Source organism: Shimia sediminis (genome assembly GCF_003990645.1).
Lineage (GTDB): Bacteria > Pseudomonadota > Alphaproteobacteria > Rhodobacterales > Rhodobacteraceae > Shimia > Shimia sediminis.
This window is the reverse complement of the sequence record NZ_RYZK01000002.1, coordinates 336,418-358,891: the sequence shown is the minus strand read 5'-3', so window position 1 is coordinate 358,891 and position 22,474 is coordinate 336,418. Positions and strand designations below refer to the sequence as shown.

Genomic DNA, 22,474 nt, shown 5'->3' with positions numbered 1-22,474 from the left:
TAACCCCGAAGAGGCCGAGCACATGGCGACCGAAGCCAAGAAACAAAACGGTTTTGTTGAAACCATCAAAACCATTGTCTACGCGCTGTTGATTGCCGGTGTGTTCCGCACCCTGTTCTTTCAGCCTTTTTGGATCCCGTCTGGGTCGATGAAGGATACGCTGCTGATCGGGGATTTCCTCTTCGTCAACAAGATGACCTATGGCTATTCCTATGCCTCCTGCCCGTCGATCCGCATGCCGCGTTTTGGTATTGATATCGACGCCGAGGATATCTGCGGGTTCCTCAAGGGCGACAATGACCGGATCTGGGGGGGTGAGCCGGACCGCGGCGATGTGGTGGTGTTCCGTCATCCGGTGACGGGGCTGGATTACATCAAGCGGCTTATTGCGCTGCCGGGGGAAACCGTTCAGATGAAGGCGGGCGTGCTGCATATCGACGGCAAGCCGGTAAAGCTGGAGGATGACGGGGTCTTTGAAGAGGTTGCCGGACCGCAGGGACCACAGCGCCTGAGCCCGCGCTGTGAAAACGGCCCTGTCGGCATTGGCGGCTCTTGCGTCAAGTCGCGCCAGATCGAGACACTGCCGGGCGGTGTGAGCCACGGCATCCTGAATATCGGGCCGCAGCGGTCGGACAACACCGGTGTCTTCACCGTGCCGGCGGGGCATTACTTTTTCATGGGTGACAACCGCGACAACTCGGTCGACAGCCGGGTGCCGCGTGCGGCGCGCGGGGTAGGCTTTGTGCCGTACGAAAACCTGATCGGTCGCGCGGATCGCATCATGTTCTCGTCCGCAGGCCGGTCGATGTTCTTTTTCTGGACGTGGCGCGGGGATCGCTTCTTTAAGGCGGTGAATTGAAGGTATCAGCCGAACTGAAGGCGCTGCAGGCGCGGATTGGGCACACGTTCTCCCGGCCCGAGCTGTTGCTGCGCGCGGTGACGCATTCGTCGATGTCGTCGCCCACACGGGACGACAACCAGCGGCTGGAGTTTCTGGGCGACCGTGTTCTCGGGTTGGTCATGGCCGAAGCCCTTTTGGCGCAGGACCGCAAGGCCACCGAGGGCCAGCTGGCGCCGCGCTTCAATGCCCTGGTCCGCAAAGAGGCCTGCGCCGACGTGGCCCGCCAGATTGACCTGGGCGATGCGCTGAAACTGGGGCGCTCCGAGATGATGTCGGGTGGCCGTCGCAAGCAGGCGCTGCTGGGCGATGCCATGGAGGCGGTGATTGCCGCCGTCTATCTCGATGCGGGATTTGACGTGGCCAAAGAGATGGTCGTGCGTCTTTGGGGTGACCGCGTGCATCAGGTCGAGGCCGATGCGCGTGATCCAAAAACCTCGTTGCAGGAATGGGCACAGGCACGGGGGCAAAAGCCGCCGAGCTATGATGTGATGTCTCGCAGTGGCCCGGATCACGCGCCGGTCTTTACCGTGGCGGCCCGGCTTGAAAGCGGCGAGGCGGCTGAAGCCACTGACAATTCCAAACGCAAGGCCGAGCAGGCCGCTGCCAAAGCGCTCTTGGCGCGGCTCGAAGGCTGATCCCCTGATGTCCGACAATCTGCGTGGCAGTCTGGCGATGGTTCTGGCCATGGCGGCCTTTGCGATCGAGGATGCGTTCTTTAAATCCGCAACCGCCGCGATGCCGGTGAGTGTGGCAGTGACACTGTTCGGCGCGATCGGCTTGGCGGTGTTTGTCGCGCTGTCCGTCAAGGCAGGCGAAGCGGTCTTTCACCCGGCGATCCTGACAGGCCCGATGTTTCTGCGATCGGCATTCGAGCTGGGCGGCCGGTTGTTCTTTGCGCTGGCATTGGCGTTCACGCCACTGTCTTCGACCTCGGCCATCCTGCAATCCGCGCCGCTTGTTGTCACGCTTGGCGCTGTTCTGTTCCTTGGCGCACGGGTCGGGCCGCGACGCTGGATCGCCATGTCGGTTGGATTTCTGGGCGTCCTGCTGATCCTGCGCCCAACGCCTGCAAGCTTTGAGGCCACTTCGATCTTTGCCGTCCTGGCCACGCTGGGATTTGCCGGACGTGACCTTGCCACCAGTATCAGCCCCAAGACCATGTCCGGGCGGCAGCTGGGCACGCTGGGGTTCATGGTGTTGGTCCTGGCGGGGCTTGTATTGATGCCCTTTTACGGCACACCCACTCAGTTTCCCGGCTGGCAGCCGATGGGCGCAGTGGCTGTCGCAGCGCTTGTTGGGGTCGTCGCCTACAATGCGCTGACCGTCGCCATGCGCACCGGTGACATTGCTGTTGTCACGCCGTTTCGATACTCGCGCCTGTTGTTCGCGCTGGGATTTGCCGTGGTGTGGTTTGACGAGCGCCCCGACTGGCTGACGCTTGCCGGGGCTGTGCTGATCGTGGCGAGCGGGCTTTATGCCCTGATGCGCTCGGGCGGCAAAATCCCGTCTGGTCCAAAGGCGGAAACTCCTGTAGAGCAAGCGCTTGCAGAGCCAAAGGATACCCAATGACCAGCCGCGCCGGATTTGTTGCCCTGATCGGAGAGCCAAACGCAGGAAAATCGACCCTGACCAATCGCATGGTGGGGGCCAAGGTGTCCATCGTGACACACAAGGTGCAAACCACCCGCGCGCGCATTCGCGGCGTGGCGCTGGAAGGTGACAGTCAGATCGTCTTTGTCGACACGCCGGGCCTGTTCCGACCGCGGCGCCGGCTGGACCGCGCCATGGTGGCGGCGGCCTGGGGCGGGGCAGCGGATGCCGACATCATCGTGTTGCTGGTCGAAGCCCACCGTGGCGTGACCGAGGGCGTTGAGCGTATCCTTGAAGGGCTGGAAGACATCGGCAAGGGCCGCAAGATTGCCCTGGCGATCAACAAGATCGACAAGGTGAAATCCGAAGTGCTCTTGGGCCTGTCGAAAAAACTCAATGACGCCTTTCCGTTTGTGGAAACCTTTATGATTTCGGCGGAAAAGGGGCACGGAGCGGATCACCTCAAGCAGTGGTTGGCGGACGAGCTGCCCGAAGGTCCGTGGCTCTACCCCGAAGACCAGATTGCCGACCTGCCGATGCGCATGATCGCGGCTGAGATGACCCGCGAAAAGCTGACCCTGCGCCTGCATCAGGAGCTGCCTTATCAGCTGACCGTGGAAACCGAAAACTGGGAAGAGCGCAAAGACGGCTCGGCCCGCATCGACCAGCTGGTCTATGTTATGCGCGACGGGCACAAGGGCATCGTTCTGGGCAACAAGGGCGAGACGATCAAGGCCGTGTCCAAGGCGGCGCGTGAGGAACTCGAAGAATTCCTGGGGCGCCGTGTGCACCTGTTTATCCAGATCAAGGTGCGTCCCAACTGGCTGGAAGAAAAAGAGCGCTACTCGGAAATGGGGCTCGACTTTCGCGACGGAAACAAATGATCCGGCTCACGGCAAAGTTCTGGGTGCAGGCCTATATGGCGCGCCTCGAGCTTGCCGGAATTCCGGCCTATGTGGTGGCCCATGGCGACGACACAGCCGGTGCGGTGTTGGTAAAGCTCGCCACGCTGGACGGCCAAGCCATTGCTTTTCAACGCAGTTTTGACCTAATGAGCGGCGAACGCACATGGGTGACACTGGCCGAGGGCGCCGAACCGGACGTTGACGCTGCACTGGCCAAGCAACGCAGCTTTGATCCCGACCTTTGGGTCATCGAAGTCGAGGATCGCCAGGGCCGCCACCTTCTGGATGAACCCGGGCTGTCTGACTGACCCCCGGCTTCGAATTGCCAGAAATACTCCCGCCGGAGGCATCCATGTTTTCCGCAGGTGCAGCCCTTGGCAATGACGAGAAACCCTCTAGTCTCTGCGCCATGGATTGGCGAGATCAGGGCATTGTGCTCAGCACACGAAAACATGGGGAAACCTCTGTGATTCTTGAGGTTTTCACGCCTGAGCACGGCCGTCATGCGGGCGTTGTCCGTGGCGGGATCAGTCGCAAGATGACGCCGATCCTGCAGCCTGGGGGGCAAGTGGACGTGACCTGGCGTGCGCGGCTCGAAGAGCACATTGGCAGCTTTGCCGTTGAACCCGTGCGCAGCCGCGCGCTGGCGCTGTCGGACCGGTTCGCCCTGGCCGGACTCAACGCGGTGACCGCGCTCTTGGGATTTGCCCTGCCAGAAAGAGAAGCCCATCCCGCGCTCTACCAACGTAGCGAGCAACTGCTTGATTTACTTGGGCAAAATGAAATCTGGCCCCTGGCGTACCTGCGCTGGGAACTGGCGTTGTTGGAAGAGTTGGGGTTCGGTCTGGACCTGACGTCCTGTGCCGTGACGGGCGGACAGGACGGGTTGATCTATGTCTCGCCGCGCAGTGGTCGGGCGGTGTCGGAGGCCGGGGCAGGTGACTGGGCGGATCGTCTTTTGCCCTTGCCGCCCTGCCTGAAGGGACAGGGCGAAGCCCCTGATGATGAGGTGTTTTTAGCTTTGAAAACAACGGGATACTTCATGGAAAACCGGCTGGCGCCCGCCTTGGGGAACAGAGCTTTGCCAGAGGCACGGGGGCGGTGGATTGATCTGTTCAGCCGTCGTCTGACCCGGCCTTGAACAGCATCTCGCGCCCGGCGTCGTTGCTCAGCAACATGACATCCCCGGATACCTCGGCCTGGGTCATCTCGATCAGGGCGTTGAAGAACGCTGTCTCTTGTTCAAGATCAGGGCAAGCCATGCGTGTGCTGCCAATCGCCTCAAAGCCGATCCATGGGTAAGGCATTGTTTGTGAATTAAAATACGTGTTGCACGGCGCCTTGCCCGTGACTTTGCCATCCTCGCCAAACGTCAATGTTGCGCGCGCGCCATAGGGGGCGCCGTCCAGCTCGGTCAGGTGCCAGGTTTTGCCGCCGTCGTAGCCTGCCACGGTTTCATCCTTTTTACAGGCCACGAGCGTGAGCGCTGCGATCAGGGAAAATACCAAGAATCTCATGACGTTAAGCATAGAGCGCCAGAACAAGATCGACCAGAGTGCCAAGCGCTTCGTCGTTTTCCTGCCCGTCGTGGCCGGACAATTCGGCCATGCCGAGGTTGGCGGCGTAGATGATGCGGGACAGTTCCGGGTTGGACAGGCCCAGCTCATCCAGCAGGCGATTGAGCTCGTCCATGCGCAGGGAATCGACGCGTTTTACCGCTTCGGAGACCTTGGTGTTGCCACGCGCCCAGGCGCGAATGGCGGGTTCCAGGGCCTGCTTGCTGTCAGAGTCTTCTTCTTTTTCAACAACTTGAGCGACATGGCGCAGGCGTTGCACCGGCGTATTGTCAACCGTCAACGCGTTTTGGAAACGGCTGCGGCTGTCCTCTTCCCAGCGGGTCAGCATGGCCTGGTGAAAGGCGGGGACGTCTTTGAAGTGCCAGTAGAAAGACCCTTTGGTGGTCTTCAGGCCACGCGCCAGCGCCTCGGCCTTCAGGGCCGAAGGTCCTTGCGCGATCAGCGCATCAAAGCCGGCTTCGATCCAGCTGTCAGGAGAGAGGCGAGTCGTGGTCATGCCCAAGAGTTAGGGCCGACATCGATTCCAATCAAGCGCCGCGATGCCGCAGCGCAGCGAAAACCTTAAAAAGTGGTGAATTGACCATGTTGTACAACATTTTTTTGGCAGTTTGCCCAAGTTGTACAACATTTTTGCGGTATCCAGATACCGCGCCGGTTAACGAAGCCTTACCAGTTTGCCGTGCGGGTCACCACGTCGGTTCCGGTAGGCGAGAGGCTATCGCCCGCCATGCCCTTGAGTGCACCGGCGAAGGTTTTGAAATAGTCCTGCGCCTGGACATGGGCGAGGGTTTCGGCGCTGTCCCAACGGCCCCAGTGGATACGGGTGGTGCCATTGTCGGCGACGGCGACCTGATAGGTGAAGGTGCCGGGAATCCCGTCATCGGAATCGAGGGCGGAAATGAACGCGTCGATCACGGCGCGCCATGGCGCGTCCTGACCAGAGTACTCATAGGTGATCGTGATACTGCGCATGGGGGACCTTTCTGTTTAACACACTGTTTAACGTATTGGTTAAATATAGGGGGAGGTTTTGAAAATACAAAAGGGAAACGCGCAGGCCTGCGGGCTAGGTGATCCATGCCGGGCTCTAGAGAGCGGCCTGCCCGGACCTACCCCAAAAAGCGGCGTGATACACATCAAAGACCTGAACCAACAGTTGTGATAGAATCGCCGCTATTACCTTTCGCTTTTTACGTGTGGAGAATTCTGATGAAGACAGTTGTTTCTGGGATAGGCATGTTACTTCTGTGCACTGCTGGGGTCATGGCCCAGGAAAACAGTGCCCTCGGCACCGATTTTGCGGTGTCTTCCGAGAATCTGCCCCCAACTAAAGGCGAGTACTCTCCCTTTGTTGGGCAGGACTTTCCAAACCGGGTGTTTTGGGGCGATAGCCATCTTCACACGTCTTACTCTTGGGATGCGGGGCTTGTTGGAGCCCGGCTAGACCCGTCGGATGCCTACCGCTTTGCACGTGGCGAAGAGGTGACCGCCAGTTTCGGAGTGCGCGCCCGGCTTGTCAGGCCATTGGATTGGCTGGTCGTTGCGGACCATGCCGAAAGTCTTGGGGTCGCACAGATGATTGAACGCGCTGACCCGCGGCTGCTCGGGACCGAGGTTGGGCGCAGAACCTATGAGCTTTTTGAGAAAGGGGACATTTACGGGGCGTTCGAGAACTGGGGGCTCAATGTCATCGTGCTTGGTCAGGATCCTTTGGATGACCCTGAAATCAGCCGCCCAATTTGGGAAGAGATCACGGCCTACGCAGATGCGTACAATGATCCCGGGGCCTTTACTGCTTTTATCGGCTACGAATGGTCCTCTGCGCCTGCAGGGAACAATTTGCACCGGGTTGTCGTCTATCGGGATGGTGCCGAAAAAGCCAACCGGTACCTGCCTTTCCGCGCGTCGGATTCAGCGGATCCAGAGGACCTGTGGTCCTGGATGGAAACCTACGAGACCGAAACCGGCGGGCGCATGTTGGCCATTCCACACAACGGGAACATATCCAATGGCGTGATGTTCTCGGTCGAGACCCTGTCCGGTGAGCCCATGGATGCGGACTATGCCGAGCGCCGATCGCGGTACGAACCGCTTTACGAAGTCACCCAGATGAAGGGCGACGGCGAGGCGCATCCGCTGCTGTCTCCGGACGATGACTTTGCCGATTATGGAACCTGGGATGGTGGCAACTGGAACGGCGAAGCCAAGACCCCCGAGATGCTGCCCAACGAATACGCAAGAAGTGCTTTGAAACTGGGCCTGCAATTGGAACAGGATCTTGGTGTGAACCCGTTTAATTTCGGCCTGGTGGGGGCCACGGACAGTCACACAGGGCTGGCGACCAGTCGGGAAGACAACAACTTTGGCAAAGTGGCGCTGATGGAGCCTTCGGACAACCGCTTTGACGACCAGATCGTTCCTGATCCGCAGGATACGGGCACCGGGACATACGAGTTTGAAACGCTCGCCTCTGGCCTGCAGGGTGTCTGGGCCCGCGAAAACACGCGCAAGGGCATTTTCGACGCCATGCGTCAAAAAGAGACTTACGCGACAACCGGGAGCAGGATCACGGTACGGGTTTTCGCCGGTTGGGATTTTGAGGCTGATGACGTGCTGCGTCCGGATTTTGCGCAGAACGGCTATGCAAGAGGCGTTCCCATGGGGGGCGATATGCGGGCCCATTCCGAGGGTGCAGCGCCGCGTCTGATGATCCGCGCGTTGCGTGATCCGGATGGGGCCAATCTCGACCGTATTCAAGTTGTCAAAGGGTGGCTCGATGCAGCGGGTGAATTGCAGGAGGTTGTTGTCGATGTTGCCTGCTCGGATGACCGGAAAATCGTTGAGCAGCGTTGCGACGGACCTGTTGGGAACACTGTCGACATAGCCAGCGCCAAATACACCAATGACATTGGGGACGTTCAATTTATGGCGCATTGGGAGGATCCCGACTTTGATCCTGCCGAGCGGGCCTTCTACTATGTGCGTGTTCTGGAGATCCCGACACCCCGGTGGACGACATATGACGCCGCATTCTTTGGGGTCGAGCTGCCCGAGGGAGTGCCAGCCACGCAGCAGGATCGCGCGTATACCTCGCCAATCTGGTATTCCCCAAGGGGATAGAGCCGCGGGTTTCGTCCCCAAAAACCACAAACCCCGACACGCGGTGCGCATCGGGGTTTGTGTGTGGGTAGGTCGGACAGATTGTCCGACCTACGAGCGTCGTGTTAGCCCAGCAGGCGGCGTGCGATCACTTGCGCCTGAATTTCGGCGGCGCCTTCAAAGATGTTGAGGATACGCGCGTCACACAGGATACGGCTGATCTGATACTCGAGCGCAAAGCCGTTGCCGCCGTGGATCTGCAGGGCGTTGTCGGCGCTGGCCCAGGCGATGCGGGCGCCGAGCAGCTTGGCCATACCGGCCTCGAGGTCGCAGCGGTGGCCGTTGTCTTTTTCCCATGCGCTGAAATAGGTCAGCTGGCGGGCGACCATGATCTCGACCGCCATCATGGCGAGCTTGCCCGAGACGCGGGGGAAGTTGACGAGGGATTTGCCGAACTGTTTGCGGTCCTCGGCGTATTGCATGCCGACCTCAAGCGCGTTCTGCGCCACGCCGATGGCGCGGGCGGCGGTTTGGATGCGGGCCGCCTCAAAGGTTTTCATCAGCTGTTTGAAGCCCTGACCTTCGACGCCGCCCAAGAGGTTCTCGCCTTTGACCTTGAAGCCGTCAAAGCCCAGTTCGAATTCCTTCATGCCGCGATAGCCAAGCACTTCGATTTCGCCGCCGGTCATGCCCTCGGTGGGGAAGGGGTTTTCATCGTCGCCGGGGGTTTTCTCGGCCAGGAACATCGACAGGCCACGGTGGTCGGTCGAGTCCGGGTTGGTGCGCGCCAGCAGGGTCATCACATGGGTGCGGGCGGCGTGGGTGATCCAGGTCTTGTTGCCGGTCACTTCCCAGTCGCCATCGGCGTTTTTCACCGCGCGAGTGCGCAGAGAGCCGAGGTCGGAACCGGTGTTGGGTTCGGTGAACACGGCGGTCGGCAGGATTTCGGCGCTGGCGATCTTGGGCAGCCAGTGGGCTTTCTGCTCCTCGGTGCCGCCGCCTTCGATCAGTTCGGCGGCGATTTCCGAGCGGGTGCCCAGAGACCCGACGCCGATATAGCCACGCGACAGTTCTTCGGAGACAACGACCATGGAAGCCTTGGACAGGCCAAGCCCGCCGTATTCCTCGGGGATGGTCAGGCCAAAGACGCCCATTTCGCCAAGCTCTTCGAGGATCTCCATCGGGATGTAGTCATCCTTGAGGTGCCATTCATGGGCGTTGGGCACGACACGTTCGTCGGCATAGCGGCGGAACTGCTCGCGGATCATCTCGAGCTCTTCATCCAGACCGGTGGTGCCGAATGTGGCGTGGCCGGCGTTGTCCTGCATCAGTTCCACAAGGCGGGTGCGGGCGGCCTGGGTGTTGCCCGACTGTGAGAGCGTCATGACAGCCGGTTCCATCAGGCCGCGCATGTCGTCCTGTGACAGGCCGAGGTCCTGCAGGCGCATCATTTCGTTCTGGGACATCGGAATGCCGCCGTAGACCTGCCAGAGGTATTCGCCGAACGCGATCTGGTGGATCAGTTGCTCCATCTCGCCGAACTGACCATTGTCATTGAGGCGGGTGGCCCAGTTTTGCATCTGGCGCAGGGCTTCGACGTAGGTGGCGAGCCATGACAGGCCGTGGGCGGCCATCTGGTTCTGTTCCAGCTTGGTGCCGGAGACGCGGCCGTCTTCGCTGACCATGTCGCGCACGGATTGGGTGGCTTTTTCCAAAAGCGTTTCGAGCGGGCCGACGGCTGCGCCGGTCAGCGTCAGCAGGTCGGGGAGAAGAACGGTTTGTGTCATTGTCAGGTCCTGTCCGTCGTGGGCCATGAATCATACCTTGTGTTTGCTGCACTGTGACATAATTCTTTTGCACTTGCAGCGCAACAATAATGCGGGTGCAGAATATGATTTGTTCGTTTGTTGCGCGACGAAGCTTTGCCTCGCCTGCCGGAACCTCCTATCCATGAGGTATGGAGACGGTGTTTCAAATCATGAGTCCGGCGATGTTCGCTGTGGCCCTTTGCGTGGCGGTGCTGGCGGGAATCGTCAAGGGCACCGTGGGGTTCGGCATGCCGATGATCCTGATTTCGGGGCTGACGGCATTCTTGTCGCCAGAGCTGGCGCTGGCGGGGTTGATCGTGCCCACGGTTGTCACAAATGGCATGCAGGCGCTGCGTCAGGGGATTGGTGCGGCCTGGGGGTCGGTCAAACGGTTCCGGCTGTTTCTGGCGGCGGGGTTTTTCACCATGATCGCCTCGGCGCAATTGGTGCGGGTCTTGCCGCCGGATGTGTTCCTGTTGGTGATCGGGGTGCCGGTGGCGGGGTTTGCGTTGATCCAGCTGTTTGGCGTGGTGCTGCATCTGCCAAAGCCGACACCGCGGCTGGAGTTGGGGATCGGGGCCTTTGCCGGGGCGATTGGCGGTTTGTCTGGCATGTGGGGGCCGCCCACGGTGTTGTATCTGACGGCGCTGGGCACGGAAAAGACCGAACAGATGCGGGTGCAGGGGGTGATCTATGGCCTTGGGGCGGTGGCACTGCTGGGCGCGCATGTTGGATCGGGTGTCTTCAACGCTCAGACCGCGCCCTTTTCAGCGTTGCTGGTGGTGCCCGCAATTCTGGGAATGTGGATCGGTGGGCGGATTCAGGACCGGATTGACCAGAAGACCTTTAAACGCGCGACGCTGATTGTGCTGAGCATCGCCGCGCTGAACATCGTGCGCAGGGGGCTAATGGGTTAGCACCGACAGACACCCCTGAAGCGCGGCATCGTCCGCAGTGATCAAGGACACAGGCGGTTCAGTGGCCATATGCGGCAGGGCGGTGCGCAGGCTGTGCTGAAAGGGGGCAATGCCTTCGGGGGTGAGCACGGCGCGGGCAACGCCCCCGGCGAGATAGAGACCACCAAGTGGCAGGAACTGCACCGAGAGCGTGGCACAGAGCTGGCCAAGCCAACCGGCATAGGTGAGATCGGAGATGCCGGCCTCGCGGCACATGGCCAGGCCGCGCCCGCTGAACAGATGCTCGATGACGGTGGCCTCGCGCAAGCGCAAGCCGGTGTCTTCAATCGCTTTGTGTAGCGGTGCCGGCAGCGGTGCATGGCCGTATTCGCAGGCCCAGACAGCGGGTCCGGCATCGCGCTGCGGTTTGACCGCGCAGGCGTTCATGCCGGTGCCGACACCCACGGCAAGCAGTTGGCCGTTGTCGACGCCGTGGCCGGACGACAGGGGCAGCAGGTCACCCGGCGCCAGCGCGGGCAGGGCGCGGCCCATGGCCTCGAGATCGTTGAGCAGGCGCACCGGGGCAGCGAGGGTCTGTTGCAGGTGGTCGGCGTCGATCTGCCAATGCAGGTTGGTCAGGCGCGGGGCACGGCCTTTGACGGGCCCGGCAAAGGCAAAGGCGCAGGCCGCGAATGATCTGTGCCCTTGATCGGTCACATAGGTTTGTACCACGTCGTCAAAGCTGTCGAAATCTGCGTTGCGATAGCTTTGCACGGAATCTCGCAGAATGCCGGAGCCATCGCCAACGGCGATGCGGGTGTTGGTGCCCCCGGTATCTGTCAAAAGGAACATGCGCCTCTCCCTGACTTGTCGCGCAGAATCCCGCCACTTGGGCAGGCTTTAACATCGGATGGTCTTGCGCGTCTACATGTGTCACCTTGGACCATAAAGGTATTTAATGCGAGAGTCGAATTAAATGGTGCTGTGGATGTCCCGGCTAAGTGCTTCGGGTCTGTTGCTGGGGGCCTGCCTGTTTGCTGCCTCGCTGACCCCGTCGCTGGTGCCACGCGATTTCCTGTTTCAGGGGGTTTTGGGCGGTTTTGCCTTTGCGCTGGGCTACTGGATTGGCAAGATCGGACAGCTTCTGTGGCGGTTCCTGGAACTGCCGGTGCTGCCACCGCGCGTCTGGCGGGCGGTGCTGTGGGCGGCGGCAGGGCTGGCTGTTGGCACTGCGCTGGTGGCGCTGAGTCGGGCGGCAGAGTGGCAGAACTCGGTCCGGGTCAAGGTCGGGATGGAGGATGTCGCGACGGCGCATCCGATCTATGTGGCGGTGATCGCGCTGGTGACGGCTGCGGTGGTGCTGGGGCTGGTGCGCATGGTGATCCTGTTCGTGGTAAGCCTGTCGCGGCGGTTCTATGCCCGCGTGCCACGGCGGATTTCGGTGGGGCTGGGCGGATTGGTGGCGATTGCGCTGGTGGCGATGCTGGCGGACGGCTTGGTCACACGGGTCGGCATGGCGGCGCTGGACGACATGTTCCAGCTGCGCGACCTGATGATTGATCCCGAGACCGAGGCCCCGCACGAGGCCCACCGCGCCGGTAGCGCCGAGTCGCTGGTGACCTGGGAGGAACTGGGGGCAGCGGGGCGGGATTTCGTCAATGATGCGCAGACCGTTGAGCATATCGCAGGCTGGACCGGCGCGGGTGCCAAGGCGCCGCTGAGGGTCTATGTCGGGCTGAACTCGGCCCCGACGGTGGCAGACCGGGCGCGGCTGGCGTTGGACGAGTTGATCCGCGTGGGCGGCTTTGAGCGCAGGGTGCTGGTGATTGCCACGCCAACCGGCACCGGCTGGATGGACGAGGCGGCCTTTGACACGCTGGAAGTGTTGCATGGCGGCGATGTGGCGACTGTGGCAATGCAGTATTCCTATCTGTCGAGTTACGTGTCGATGATGGTCGAGCCGGGCATCAGCTCGGAGTCGGCGCGTGCCTTGTTCACGGCGGTCTATGACCATTGGCGCAGCCTGCCGGAACAGACGCGGCCGCGGCTGTATCTGTTTGGCCTGAGTCTCGGGTCTTTTGGGTCAGAACGGGCAACGCGGCTGTATGAGATGCTGACGGATCCGATCCAGGGCGCGCTTTGGGTGGGGCCGCCGTTTCTGAACTCGGTGCACAGCGATATCACGCGGCGGCGCAATCCGGGCAGCCCGGCGTGGCGGCCGGAATATGGGGATGGCGCCTTTGTGCGGTTCAAGAACCAGTACAACGCGGTGGCCGAGGACCCGCGCCCCTGGGGGCCGATCCGGATCGTGTACCTGCAGTACGCCTCGGACCCGGTGGTGTTCTTTGATCCGGCGGCGTTTTTTCGGCGTCCCGACTGGCTGACCCCGCGCGGGCCGGATGTGTCTGAGCAGCTGCACTGGGTGCCGGGGGTGACGTTCCTGCAGCTCTTGGTCGACATGGCCAATTCGCTGGTGACGCCCATGGGGCATGGCCATGAATACGCCCATCGCGACTATATCGACGCCTGGGTGGCGGTGACCGAGCCCGAGGGGTGGGACCCCGAAGATCTGATACGGTTTAAAAAGTCGTTCCCGTTGGTTAGATAGGATCGGACGGTGTGGCAGGGAATGGCCAGGACATCGGGCGAAGGGTCGTGAACATGGACGGGCAAAACTATCTCAGGTCAATCGCGATCAGCATGGCGCTGTTGGCCACCATTTCCATCGGCTGGGTGCTGGCGATTGCCGAGGCGCTGCTGGTGCCGGTGGTGCTGGGGGCGCTGTTGGCGTTCCTGATGGATGGGATCTCGCGCCAGATGGGGCGCTTGCCCTTTAACGGCGCCGTGGTGCCGGTGTGGTTGCGGCTGACGATGACGGGTCTTGTGCTGTTCGTCGTGCTGCTGATCGGGGTGGGGTTCTTTGCCCGCAACCTCGAGGCCGTGGTGCGGGCGCTGCCGCAATATGTCGAGACGTTTTCGGCGATTGTCACGGATGTGGCGCGGCAATTCGACGTCGAGGTCGAGCTGACCTGGTATTCGGTGAACAAGATCCTGTCGGATTCGGTCGATCTGCAGGGGGTCATTCGCTATTCGCTGAATTCGCTGAGTTATTCGGCGGGGTACATGGTGCTGGTCTTTATCTATGCGATCCTGTTCCTGTTCGAAAAGGCAACGGTGGATCGCAAGGTTGCAGCGCTGGTGCCAAACCCCGAAAAGCGGCGCGAAGCCTGGGAGGCGATCAACGAGATCATCGCGCAGATCGGCACCTATTTCACCACCAAGACCATGGTGAACGCGGTGCTGGGGGGCATTTGCTATGCCATCTTCCTGTTTTACGGGTTGGAGTTTGCGGCGTTCTTTGCCGTGCTGACAGCGATTTTCAACTATATCCCCTATGTCGGCAGCTGGGTGGCCATGGCTTTGCCGATGCTGTTTGCGGTTGGCCAGTTCGGCCTCAGCTATGACGTGTTGATGATTGCGCTGTTGCTGGGGGCGGCGCAGATGGGGGTTGGATACTTTTGGGAGCCACGCCTGATGGGGCGCACCCTGAACATCAGCCCGGTGGTCGTCATGTTCTCGTTGGCGGTGTGGACGTCGATCTGGGGTTTGGTTGGCGCCATCCTGTCGGTGGTGCTGACCAGTGGCATCATGACGGTGATGGCGATGTTCCCGGCGACCCGGGCCATCGCAATCTTGCTGACCAACACCGGCGAGGCCCCGGCAACCAGGGTTGACGCGGACTAGTCCGTTTCGGGCGCGTCGTACCAGTCGAGCAGCGCCTTTGGAGTCGGGGCAACGCGGGTGGCGAGGCCGCCGGAGAAGGCCTCGAACCGCTGCGTGTTGAGGCCGTTTGTGCCCGCGATCACGGCTGCCCCCCGCTCGAGCGCGGTGGCGATGAGGTCGCGGAACCCGCCGCCCTCGGCCTCTTGCTTGCCGAATTTGTTCAGGATGAAGATGTCAAAGTCCTGCTCCATCTGGCGCGAGACATCGGCGACGGCCTGGGTCAGCGCCGCAGGGTCAAGGCGGCACCCGGTAGAGTCGCGGCCCAGTTGTTGCGAAATGCGGATGCGGTCTCCGTCGGGCAAGACCTGCACATCCATGTCGCAGCGATAGCCGCTGTCGCAATCGGTGTTGATCTGCACGATGCCACAGGTGCGCACACCCCGCGCGGCCAGCGTTTCGGCAAAGTCGGCAAGCAGGCGGTCGAGCGCGCCTTTGCCTTCGGTCATGGTGTAAGCGATCTTGGTCATGGCGATGGGCGGCGCTCAGCTGTCATGGTGTGATGGTTCGTGGCGGGGCAACAGGCGGCCCAGAAGAGCCACGAGAATGGCCGTGCTGACACCAAGGGTCAGGATGCCGCTGACCCCGGCAAAGGTGCCAAAGATGCGGGTGCCGGGGCCGAGTGTGAGGTCGCCGTAGCCCACGGTGGAATAGGTGACGAGCGCGAAATAGAGCGCGCTGTTGAGGTCGGCAATGACCCCCATGAGCATGAACGCCTTGGCCCAGATCCAGACCTGGACGGTGTGGGAAAAGGTGATCATACCAAAGGCGGCACCAACGATGGCGGAAATGCGCACAAAGCGCCCGCGATGGATGAGCATCTCGGAGAGGCGCGTCAGGTAGCTGGTGAACATCGCGATCGCCAGCACGTGGATGACGGCGCAGATGGTGAGGAATACCGATCCCCAGAACAATTGGCTGAGCAGTGTCACGAGCGGGCCTTAGGTGCTTGAATTGACCGCCAGTATTCTGCGGCACAGGAAGATTTGCAAGCAGGTGGTCGAGGTTGCTGCGTCACACACTTTTGGAAAGTATGAAAATCCAAGTAATTTACACAAAATCAATGGCTTGCAACGAGGTGAGTTTTCTGGCGGCACTTACTGCGGCTCTGGGAAATGGTGCGGCGTATGCTGAGACCGAGCTGACGGTTTACAGCGCCATCGAGGCCGAGGACCTTGCCTGCTATGTGGAGGTCTTTCCGGTGCGTCACCCGGATATCAAGATCAACTGGGTGCGCGGTTCCACCGGCGTTGTCTCGGCCAAGCTGCTGGCGATCCCGTCAGTGGCCAAGCCCGTGCCGCATGTTCCCTGAGGGCTGCAAGAGGCGCTATGACGGGAAATCTGAACCCAAGAGTTGAGGTTGGGCGAGGGGCGCTGCCCCTCTTGGCCCCCTGGGGGCCAATTCACCCCGGAGTACTTTTGGCGAAATGAAGGGGCGGGCGTTGGTCTGCCCCTTTGACGTTCACGCCTTGATGGTGCCGTCGGCGACCCATTGGTCGAAGATCGCCAGCACCGTATCGCAAAACTCGGCGTCGTTAATGTGGCAATCAAGCGGGTGGTGGTCGACGTTGGCGGGCATGGTATTGGCGATTTCGTCGATGAAGGCGGCGAGACCGTCTGCGTCATGCAAGGGCGCGCCGGGGCGATCCCATTCGTTACATCCACCCTTGGGCATGATGAAGGTTGTGGGGCCTTTGGCGGTGCTGAGTTTTTCCGAGTGGGTGCGAGCCACCTCGCGGCGTTCGTCGTTGTCGAGCACGACGGATTTCAGCAGGCGGTTGTGATCGTGGGCGGGTTTGTCGCCCATGCGCTCGGGGAGTGGTTTCCAGCCGACAAAGTCCACGAGATCATAGCAGGCGGGCGCGACGATCTGGGGTGTGGCGGTGGCGCCGGCGTTGGTGAGGCGGTCGGCGCCTGCGCTGAGGCCGCCCATCAGGTGGTTGCCGACCTCTTGCGTGGCGAAATCCATCACACAGGCAAAGGCGCCTTCGGCGGCCAGCGATTCGAAAGCCCGTCCGCCCATGCCGGTGGCGTGGAAGACGGCGACCTCAAAGCCGCGCTCTTCGAGGGCGGGTTTCAGGGTGACCATGTAGTGCAGGATGGTTTTGCCAAAGGAGGTCATGCCGATCAGCGGTTTGTCCTTGGCGGGTTTCTCGACGGCGCGGGCGGCGCCGAGGACAGCACCGGCGGCTTGCGAGAGCGAGGATTTACAGACTGAATTGAGGCCGTAGAGGCCCCCGGCCCAGAGGATCATCTGGATGTCGGCGGCGAGGCGTTCGGGGGGCAGCAGATGCGAGAAGCTGACCGTGGAGACCACGTATTTGGGCACACCCAGCGGCAGCGCCTGGCAGATATCGAGTGCCACATCGGTGCCCATGGTGCCGCCAAGCACGACAACGCCGTCGATCTTGCCCTCGCGGTAGAGGCGCAGGGCGAGCAGGGCGCCGCCGCGGGCCATGATCTGCATGGCGTGGTTTTCATCACCGCTGTCGATGGCTTCCTGGATCGAAGAGCCGCCCTCCTCCGCGACGGCGTGTTTGGAATAATCGGTGGGTTCCGAAGGGTCGCCGAGCACCGAGATATCCATCGACAGGACGTGGCCGCCCTGACCCTGGATGCAGTCGCGCATGTAGTTCAGCTCATCGTCCTTGGTGTCATAAGTGCCGATGACGAGGATGGTCTTGTCCTGGGTCATAGGGGTCTCCGGTTCAGGTAGGATTGGGCAAGTCGGGTGGCCCGTGCAATCATGCGTTTGGATCGGGTGGCGCCGCCGGGTTCGTGTCGGCGGGGGATGATCCAGCCCACGTAGGTCAGTGCGCGCAGCAAGAGGGCGAGGGAGAGTTCATCTTGTTCTATACGTCGGCGTATGGAGTAGCCATCAATGATAGCTGATGACAGCTCGGCAAAGTCCGGGCGCTCGACATAGCGCAAAAGGAAGGTGGCGAGTTCAAAGGCGCGGTAGCCGGTTGCGCTGTCGTCGAAGTCCAAAAGGCAAAGGTGATCCTCGTCCAGCAGCAGGTTCTCGGCAAGTATGTCGGCGTGAATGAGGCCGGTGTCTTCTGACACCAGCGCCATGTCGCGGCGCGCGGCGGTGCGAGCGTCTTGCAGCAGCGCAACCTCGTCGGGCGACAGGTCCGGATGATCCCAGAAAGGACCCCACAGCGGAGTGTCGCCAACCAGCGCCTCGCACGTCCAGTCGGGCCGGGTAAATGTGGGCGGGCGTTGCCATCGGTCCGTGAGGTCATGCAGGCGCGCCATCTCATGCCCCACGCGAAAGGTCATCGCATTTGCGTCTCCGGTGATCTCGGTGCCTTCGCCAATTGGCGTGCCGGACAACCACGGCAGAAGGCTGACATAGGTGTCACCGATCTTGGGCAGAGGATTGGCGGCGCAATCAGGTTCGGGGCGGGGGACATGCAGGTCGTGTCCTGCAAGATAATGGCACCAGTCCAGCTCCGAGAGCAGTTCGGCCTCGGTGCGATAGCCGGGACGGTGGAAACGCAGGGCGTAGGATTGCGGGCCATGGTTCACGCGGTAGACGTGGTTTTCCCGCTGGGCTGCGAGGGTGGCCGATGCACCCTCCATGCCCCAAAGGGACAGTGCTTGTTTGACGCGCTGTTCCATCACGGCTCCAGCGGGGTTTCGGTGAGGGCTTCGTCGAGCCGTTCCAGCATGTAATCGGCGTTTTCTTTCGAGAAAGGCAATGGTGGGCGGATTTTCAGGGCGTTGTAGTGGATGCCGAGGAAGTTCAGCAGAACACCCTTTTGGCGCATGGCATTGGCGATCTTCTTGGTAAAGGCGGTGGCGGGGGTTTTGGCGTCGTGGTCCAACACCATTTCGGCGCCAAAGAACAGGCCCGAGCCGCGCACATCACCGATGCAGGCGTGGGTTTGGGCCAGTTGGCGCAGGCCCTCGCGGGCATAGTCACCGACGTGCCGTGCGTTTTCCATCAGGCCTTCGTCTTGCACCACTTTGAGGGTCGCCAGGGCTGCAGCAGCTGACACAGGGTTGCCGCCGAAGGTGTTGAAATAGCGGAAATCCTTGCGAAAGGCGGTCATGGTGTCGAGGCTGGTGACCACGCCGCCGACCGGGTGGCCGTTGGCCATGGGTTTTCCCATGGTGATGACGTCTGGCAGAAAGCCCGCCTTTTGGTGGCCCCAGAAATTGGTGCCGAGGCGGCCGAAACCGGGTTGCACCTCGTCGGCGATGATAATGCCACCAGCCTTGCGCACGGCGTCGATGGCGGACTGCAGGAAGCCCTTTTCCAGCGTGGGAAAGCCTTCGTTGGCGAAATAGGGGCAGATGATGAGGGCTGAGAGGCCATGACCGCGCGAGGCGAGGTCTGCGATGGCCTGTTCCACGGCGGCGGCAAAGGCCTGCGCGTGGGCCACGCCGCTTTCTCCTCCCAAGGGGCGATAGCTGTCGGGGGCGGGGACATAGGCGACGTTATCCCAGCGGTTGGGCGGCGGGTTGGTGCAGCTGAGTTGTGACACGGCCATGGTGTTGCCGTGGTAGGTGTGATCGGTCGCGATGACGCCGGTGTTGCCGCTCACGGCTTGGGCCATGCGCAGGGCGATGTCGTTGGCTTCGGACCCCGTGCAGGTCATGATCGCGGTGTTGAGCGGCTCGGCAAAGGTGTCGGTCAGCGCTTCGACATAGTTCAGGATACCCTCATGCAAATAACGCGTGTGGGTGTTGAGTGTTCCGGCTTGTTGGCAGATCGCCTCGACCACTTTGGGGTGGCAGTGGCCGACGTGCGGCACGTTGTTGTAGCAGTCGAGATACTTGCGCCCGTCCGCGTCCCAGACCCAGACGCCGTCACCCTTTACCATATGGATCGGGTCCTCGTAGAAGGTCGAGACATTGGGGCCGAGCAGTTGTGCACGGCGGTCGATCAGGGTTTGCGTATCGGTCACAGCTTGATCCAGGCGGTTTTGAGATCGACGTATTTTTCCAGCGCGTGCAGGGATTTATCGTGGCCGTTGCCGGACTGTTTGACGCCGCCCAAGGGCACGGTGTTGTCCGGGCCGCCGTAGGTGTTGACGTGGATGACGCCTGAGCGGATGCCGCGGATCATCTTATGCGCGCGAGAGAGGTTCGAGGTCCAGACACCGCCCGCGAGGCCGTAGATCGAGTTGTTGGCCAGCGTGATGGCTTCTTCGTCGGACTTGAACGGCAAGACGCCAAGGACGGGGCCGAACACCTCGTCCTGCGCCAGACGGTCGGTGGGTTTCACGTCGGTGACGATGGTGGGTTCCATGTAGAAACCGCCGGTGTCTTCGAGGATGCGATTGCCACCGAGGTAGATGGTGTTGCCGTCGGCGCGGGCCGAGTCGACGAAGCCGAGGTTGCCCTGAAGTTGGGTGAGCGAGTTCACTGCGCCGACGTCATTGCCGAGGTCGAGCGGGTCGCCAACCTTGAGCGCGGCGGCGTATTTGGCGACTTGTGCGACGAAATCGTCGTGGATGGATTCCTCGACCAGAAGGCGCGAACCGGAGACGCAGACTTGGCCTGAGTTGCGGAAGATGCCCATGGCCGAGACTTTAGCCGCTTCGTCTAGGTTCGGCGCGTCAGCAAAGACAAGGTTGGGGGATTTACCGCCAAGCTCGAGGTAGCAGCGTTTCATGTTCGAGCGCGCGGAGTATTCCAAAAGGCGACGACCAACGCCGCCGGAGCCGGTAAAGACCAGTACGTCGACATCCATCGAGAGCGCGATGGCTTCCCCGACGACGGACCCCTGTCCCGTGACCACGTTCAGCACACCGTCGGGCAGGCCGGCCTCGGACGCCAATTCGGCCAGTTTCAGCAGGGAGAGAGACGCAGTTTCTGCGGGTTTCAGCACCACGGAGTTGCCCATGGCGAGGGCTGGCGCGAGTTTCCACGACCCGATCATCAGCGGGAAGTTCCACGGCACAATCGCGCCGACCACGCCGACGGGTTCCTTGTGGATCAACCCGAGGAAACCGGGGTCAGTTGGGGCAACCTCGCCATACACCTTGTCCAGCGCCTCGGCGTAGTAGCGGAAGGTGCCCGCGGCTGAGCCGCTTTCGGCCTTGATTGCCATGTTCAGCTCGGTGCCGTTGTCGCGCACACCAAGAACGGCGAGTTCAAGCGCGTGTTTCTCGATCAGGTCGGCGAGCTTGTGCAGCACTTTTTTGCGGCCCGCGGGCGCCATGCGGCTCCAGCGGCCATCGTCGAAGGCGGCGCGGGCCGAGGCAATGGCGCGCGTCGCATCCGCAGGGGTGGCACGCGGGATCGTGGTTAGCGTTTGCCCGTCGATCGGGGATTGTACTTCAAGTGTTTCTCCCGAACCTTGCGACCACGCTCCCTCAATAAATAATCCTTGCGGCGGGACAGGTGCATTCCGAAGTTCGTTGACGCGTGTTTGGTCGACCATTTGGCCTCCTTGAGTTCTTTGCGATCCAGCCAGACGCGGCGGAAGTGAATGATGAGCACACCGATGATCATGATAAACAGGATCACGGCGATGGGGCGCAGCGAGGTGTCGTCGCCGCGACCATCTTTGAAAAAATCGGGGAAGGTTTTGACGCGGGCCATACCAGCGCGCAGTTTGACTTCCATGATGCCGCCGAGGACCATGCCAAGGATGATCGGCACGGCGGGGATCGACAGGCGTTTCAGCACGAAGCCGAAGATGCCGAAGCAGGCGGCAATCAGGCAGTCGGTGAACGAGTTGCGTAAGCTGTAGACGCCGACAAAGGACAGGACGAGGATCGCCGCACCTAGGAACCGGTTGGGGATCTTGACCACTTTGATGAGCTGGTTGGTGGCGAACAGGAGAAAGACCAGCACCAAAATGTTCAGCAACAAAAGTGCAAGGTAAAGCGCGACGACAAAGTCCATGTCGTTCTGGAACAGCTGCGGACCGGGCACGACGTTGTGCACATAAAAGACCGAGAGCATCATGGCAGTCAGTGCCTCGCCCGGAATGCCGAGCGCCAGCAAGGGCACCATGGCGGCGGCGGGCACGGCGTTGTTGGCGGTTTCCGCCGCGATCAGGCCCTCGGAGGAGCCGTGGCCGAAATCCTGCGGACGTTTCGAGGTTTTCTGCGCGTAGGTGTAGCTGAGGAACTGGGCGGTGAATTCGCCGACGCCGGGGATCATGCCCATCAGGACGCCAAAGGTACCGGAGACCCCGGCCACACGCGGGTGGCGGGCCAGTTCGCGCAGACCCTGGAACAGGCCACCGCGCAGTTTGGTCATGCGGACTTTTTCGTCTTCGCCGGTGAGCAGGTAAAAGGCCTGTGAGAGGGCGAAGAGGCCAAGCACCACGACGATCAGGTTGACGCCGCCTGACAGCCAGCTTTGGTCAAAGGTGAAACGCTTGGTGTATTTCACTGGCTCAAGGCCGACAGTGTTGAGGAAGATGCCGAAACAGGCCAAGGCTGCTGCGATGAGTGCCTGACCCCGGTGGGCAACGACCACGAGCAACAGGCCCAGAAGAGCGGCGAGGAAAATTTCGCGACTGCCGAACATCGGGGCGATTTTGGCGAGGATGGGCGCGAACAGGATCAGGCAGATGACCGAGAAGATGCCGCCGAAAAACGACGCGGAATAGGCCAGTGACAGGGCGCGGCGGGCCTCGCCCCGGGTGGTCATCGGGTAGCCGTCATATGTGGTCAGCGCGTTGACGGCGGTGCCCGGCGTGTTGATCAGGATCGCGGGGATCGAGCCGCCGTACATGGATGAGCCGTAGATGCCCAAGAGAACGGTGAGGCCGACGATGGGGTCCATCGAAAAGGTGGCAGGCAACAGGATGGCGATGGCCACTGCGGGGCCGACGCCGGGAATGGCGCCGATCAGTACGCCGCCGACCGAGCCAGCCAAGAGCGCGAGAAGCACGTCCCAACGGGCGAGAATCTCGATGGATGAGAGGATCAGGTCCATTTCGGCGCCC

The 22,474-nt window shown here is 61.5% G+C and carries 23 protein-coding genes; 11 read left to right on the top strand and 12 right to left on the bottom strand.

Annotation, left to right across the window (positions count from 1 at the left end):
* Positions 1-22: 22 nt before the first annotated feature.
* The 6 genes from lepB to recO all read left to right on the top strand — a co-directional run bounded on the left by lepB (position 23) and on the right by recO (position 4,537).
* Complete coding sequence (gene lepB / locus EK369_RS06230; protein ID WP_127112834.1) at positions 23-859, top strand: signal peptidase I; 837 nt, start codon at positions 23-25, stop codon at positions 857-859.
* On the top strand, positions 856-1,536 hold the full coding sequence (gene rnc / locus EK369_RS06225; RefSeq protein ID WP_127112833.1) for a ribonuclease III: 681 nt from the start codon (positions 856-858) through the stop codon (positions 1,534-1,536). Before lepB ends, rnc begins: the two co-directional genes overlap by 4 nt.
* A gap of 7 nt (positions 1,537-1,543) precedes the next feature.
* Positions 1,544-2,470, top strand: a complete 927-nt coding sequence (locus tag EK369_RS06220) for a DMT family transporter (protein ID WP_127112832.1) — start codon at positions 1,544-1,546, stop codon at positions 2,468-2,470.
* Positions 2,467-3,375, top strand: a complete 909-nt coding sequence (era, locus tag EK369_RS06215; RefSeq protein ID WP_127112831.1) for a GTPase Era — start codon at positions 2,467-2,469, stop codon at positions 3,373-3,375. The genes EK369_RS06220 and era overlap by 4 nt, the downstream gene beginning before the upstream one ends.
* Positions 3,372-3,704: a DUF1491 family protein gene (locus EK369_RS06210; RefSeq protein ID WP_127112830.1), complete on the top strand. Its 333-nt coding sequence runs from the start codon at positions 3,372-3,374 to the stop codon at positions 3,702-3,704. The genes era and EK369_RS06210 overlap by 4 nt, the downstream gene beginning before the upstream one ends.
* A 101-nt stretch (positions 3,705-3,805) precedes the next feature.
* The gene (gene recO / locus EK369_RS06205; protein WP_127113273.1) at positions 3,806-4,537 is read left to right on the top strand and encodes a DNA repair protein RecO; all 732 of its coding nucleotides are present in this window, start codon (positions 3,806-3,808) and stop codon (positions 4,535-4,537) included.
* Here recO and EK369_RS06200 read toward each other — a convergent pair.
* The 3 genes from EK369_RS06200 to EK369_RS06190 form a co-directional block, all read right to left on the bottom strand.
* Positions 4,512-4,913 carry an META domain-containing protein gene (locus tag EK369_RS06200; RefSeq protein ID WP_127112829.1) on the bottom strand — a complete coding sequence of 134 codons (402 nt, stop codon included), beginning with the start codon at positions 4,911-4,913 and terminating at the stop codon, positions 4,512-4,514. The genes recO and EK369_RS06200 overlap by 26 nt on opposite strands.
* Before the next feature lie 4 nt (positions 4,914-4,917).
* Positions 4,918-5,469: a TetR/AcrR family transcriptional regulator gene (locus EK369_RS06195; RefSeq protein ID WP_127112828.1), complete on the bottom strand. Its 552-nt coding sequence runs from the start codon at positions 5,467-5,469 to the stop codon at positions 4,918-4,920.
* Positions 5,470-5,639: 170 nt separating this feature from the next.
* A complete protein-coding gene (locus EK369_RS06190) occupies positions 5,640-5,945 on the bottom strand; it encodes a hypothetical protein (protein WP_127112827.1) in 306 nt (101 codons plus the stop codon).
* Positions 5,946-6,182: 237 nt separating this feature from the next.
* Here EK369_RS06190 and EK369_RS06185 point away from each other — a divergent pair, with 237 nt between their 5' ends.
* Positions 6,183-8,093, top strand: coding sequence for a DUF3604 domain-containing protein (locus tag EK369_RS06185; protein ID WP_235871352.1), 1,911 nt, complete (start codon positions 6,183-6,185; stop codon positions 8,091-8,093).
* Positions 8,094-8,197: 104 nt separating this feature from the next.
* Here the strand turns inward: EK369_RS06185 and EK369_RS06180 are convergent, their stop codons facing one another.
* The gene (locus tag EK369_RS06180; protein WP_127112826.1) at positions 8,198-9,886 is read right to left on the bottom strand and encodes an acyl-CoA dehydrogenase family protein; all 1,689 of its coding nucleotides are present in this window, start codon (positions 9,884-9,886) and stop codon (positions 8,198-8,200) included.
* A 143-nt stretch (positions 9,887-10,029) separates the two neighbouring features.
* On the opposite strand from EK369_RS06180, the gene EK369_RS06175 reads away from it, so the two are divergent.
* Entirely contained in the window at positions 10,030-10,797 is a 768-nt protein-coding gene (locus EK369_RS06175; protein ID WP_127112825.1) for a sulfite exporter TauE/SafE family protein, read from the top strand.
* On the opposite strand, the gene EK369_RS06170 is transcribed toward EK369_RS06175, so the two are convergent.
* Positions 10,786-11,628, bottom strand: coding sequence for a glucokinase (locus EK369_RS06170; RefSeq protein ID WP_127112824.1), 843 nt, complete (start codon positions 11,626-11,628; stop codon positions 10,786-10,788). The genes EK369_RS06175 and EK369_RS06170 overlap by 12 nt on opposite strands.
* Positions 11,629-11,764: 136 nt before the next feature.
* Between EK369_RS06170 and EK369_RS06165 the strand changes: the two genes are divergently transcribed.
* Both EK369_RS06165 and EK369_RS06160 read left to right on the top strand, forming a co-directional pair.
* Positions 11,765-13,384 (top strand): alpha/beta hydrolase, encoded by a 1,620-nt coding sequence (locus EK369_RS06165; RefSeq protein WP_206198045.1) that lies wholly within the window; start codon positions 11,765-11,767, stop codon positions 13,382-13,384.
* A gap of 11 nt (positions 13,385-13,395) precedes the next feature.
* The gene (locus tag EK369_RS06160; protein WP_127112822.1) at positions 13,396-14,520 is read left to right on the top strand and encodes an AI-2E family transporter; all 1,125 of its coding nucleotides are present in this window, start codon (positions 13,396-13,398) and stop codon (positions 14,518-14,520) included.
* Here the strand turns inward: EK369_RS06160 and EK369_RS06155 are convergent.
* Both EK369_RS06155 and EK369_RS06150 read right to left on the bottom strand, forming a co-directional pair.
* Entirely contained in the window at positions 14,517-15,026 is a 510-nt protein-coding gene (locus tag EK369_RS06155; RefSeq protein WP_127112821.1) for a DUF2478 domain-containing protein, read from the bottom strand. The two genes, EK369_RS06160 and EK369_RS06155, sit on opposite strands and share 4 nt — an antisense overlap.
* A 15-nt stretch (positions 15,027-15,041) precedes the next feature.
* Positions 15,042-15,488 carry an ion channel gene (locus EK369_RS06150; RefSeq protein ID WP_127112820.1) on the bottom strand — a complete coding sequence of 149 codons (447 nt, stop codon included), beginning with the start codon at positions 15,486-15,488 and terminating at the stop codon, positions 15,042-15,044.
* 131 nt (positions 15,489-15,619) lie between these two features.
* On the opposite strand from EK369_RS06150, the gene EK369_RS06145 reads away from it, so the two are divergent.
* On the top strand, positions 15,620-15,868 hold the full coding sequence (locus EK369_RS06145; RefSeq protein WP_206198043.1) for a hypothetical protein: 249 nt from the start codon (positions 15,620-15,622) through the stop codon (positions 15,866-15,868).
* A 150-nt stretch (positions 15,869-16,018) separates the two neighbouring features.
* Here EK369_RS06145 and EK369_RS06140 read toward each other — a convergent pair whose 3' ends face one another.
* Genes EK369_RS06140 through EK369_RS06120 form a run of 5 tightly spaced genes read right to left on the bottom strand, consistent with a single transcriptional unit; the run spans position 16,019 to position 22,464 of the window.
* Positions 16,019-17,251: a Tm-1-like ATP-binding domain-containing protein gene (locus tag EK369_RS06140; RefSeq protein WP_127112819.1), complete on the bottom strand. Its 1,233-nt coding sequence runs from the start codon at positions 17,249-17,251 to the stop codon at positions 16,019-16,021.
* Positions 17,248-18,180 carry a phosphotransferase enzyme family protein gene (locus tag EK369_RS06135; protein ID WP_127112818.1) on the bottom strand — a complete coding sequence of 311 codons (933 nt, stop codon included), beginning with the start codon at positions 18,178-18,180 and terminating at the stop codon, positions 17,248-17,250. The genes EK369_RS06140 and EK369_RS06135 overlap by 4 nt, the downstream gene beginning before the upstream one ends.
* Positions 18,180-19,472 carry an aspartate aminotransferase family protein gene (locus EK369_RS06130; RefSeq protein WP_127112817.1) on the bottom strand — a complete coding sequence of 431 codons (1,293 nt, stop codon included), beginning with the start codon at positions 19,470-19,472 and terminating at the stop codon, positions 18,180-18,182. The genes EK369_RS06135 and EK369_RS06130 overlap by 1 nt, the downstream gene beginning before the upstream one ends.
* Positions 19,469-20,836, bottom strand: a complete 1,368-nt coding sequence (locus EK369_RS06125) for an aldehyde dehydrogenase (RefSeq protein WP_235871371.1) — start codon at positions 20,834-20,836, stop codon at positions 19,469-19,471. Before EK369_RS06125 ends, EK369_RS06130 begins: the two co-directional genes overlap by 4 nt.
* Entirely contained in the window at positions 20,818-22,464 is a 1,647-nt protein-coding gene (locus tag EK369_RS06120; RefSeq protein WP_127112816.1) for a tripartite tricarboxylate transporter permease, read from the bottom strand. Before EK369_RS06120 ends, EK369_RS06125 begins: the two co-directional genes overlap by 19 nt.
* Positions 22,465-22,474: the final 10 nt, after the last annotated feature.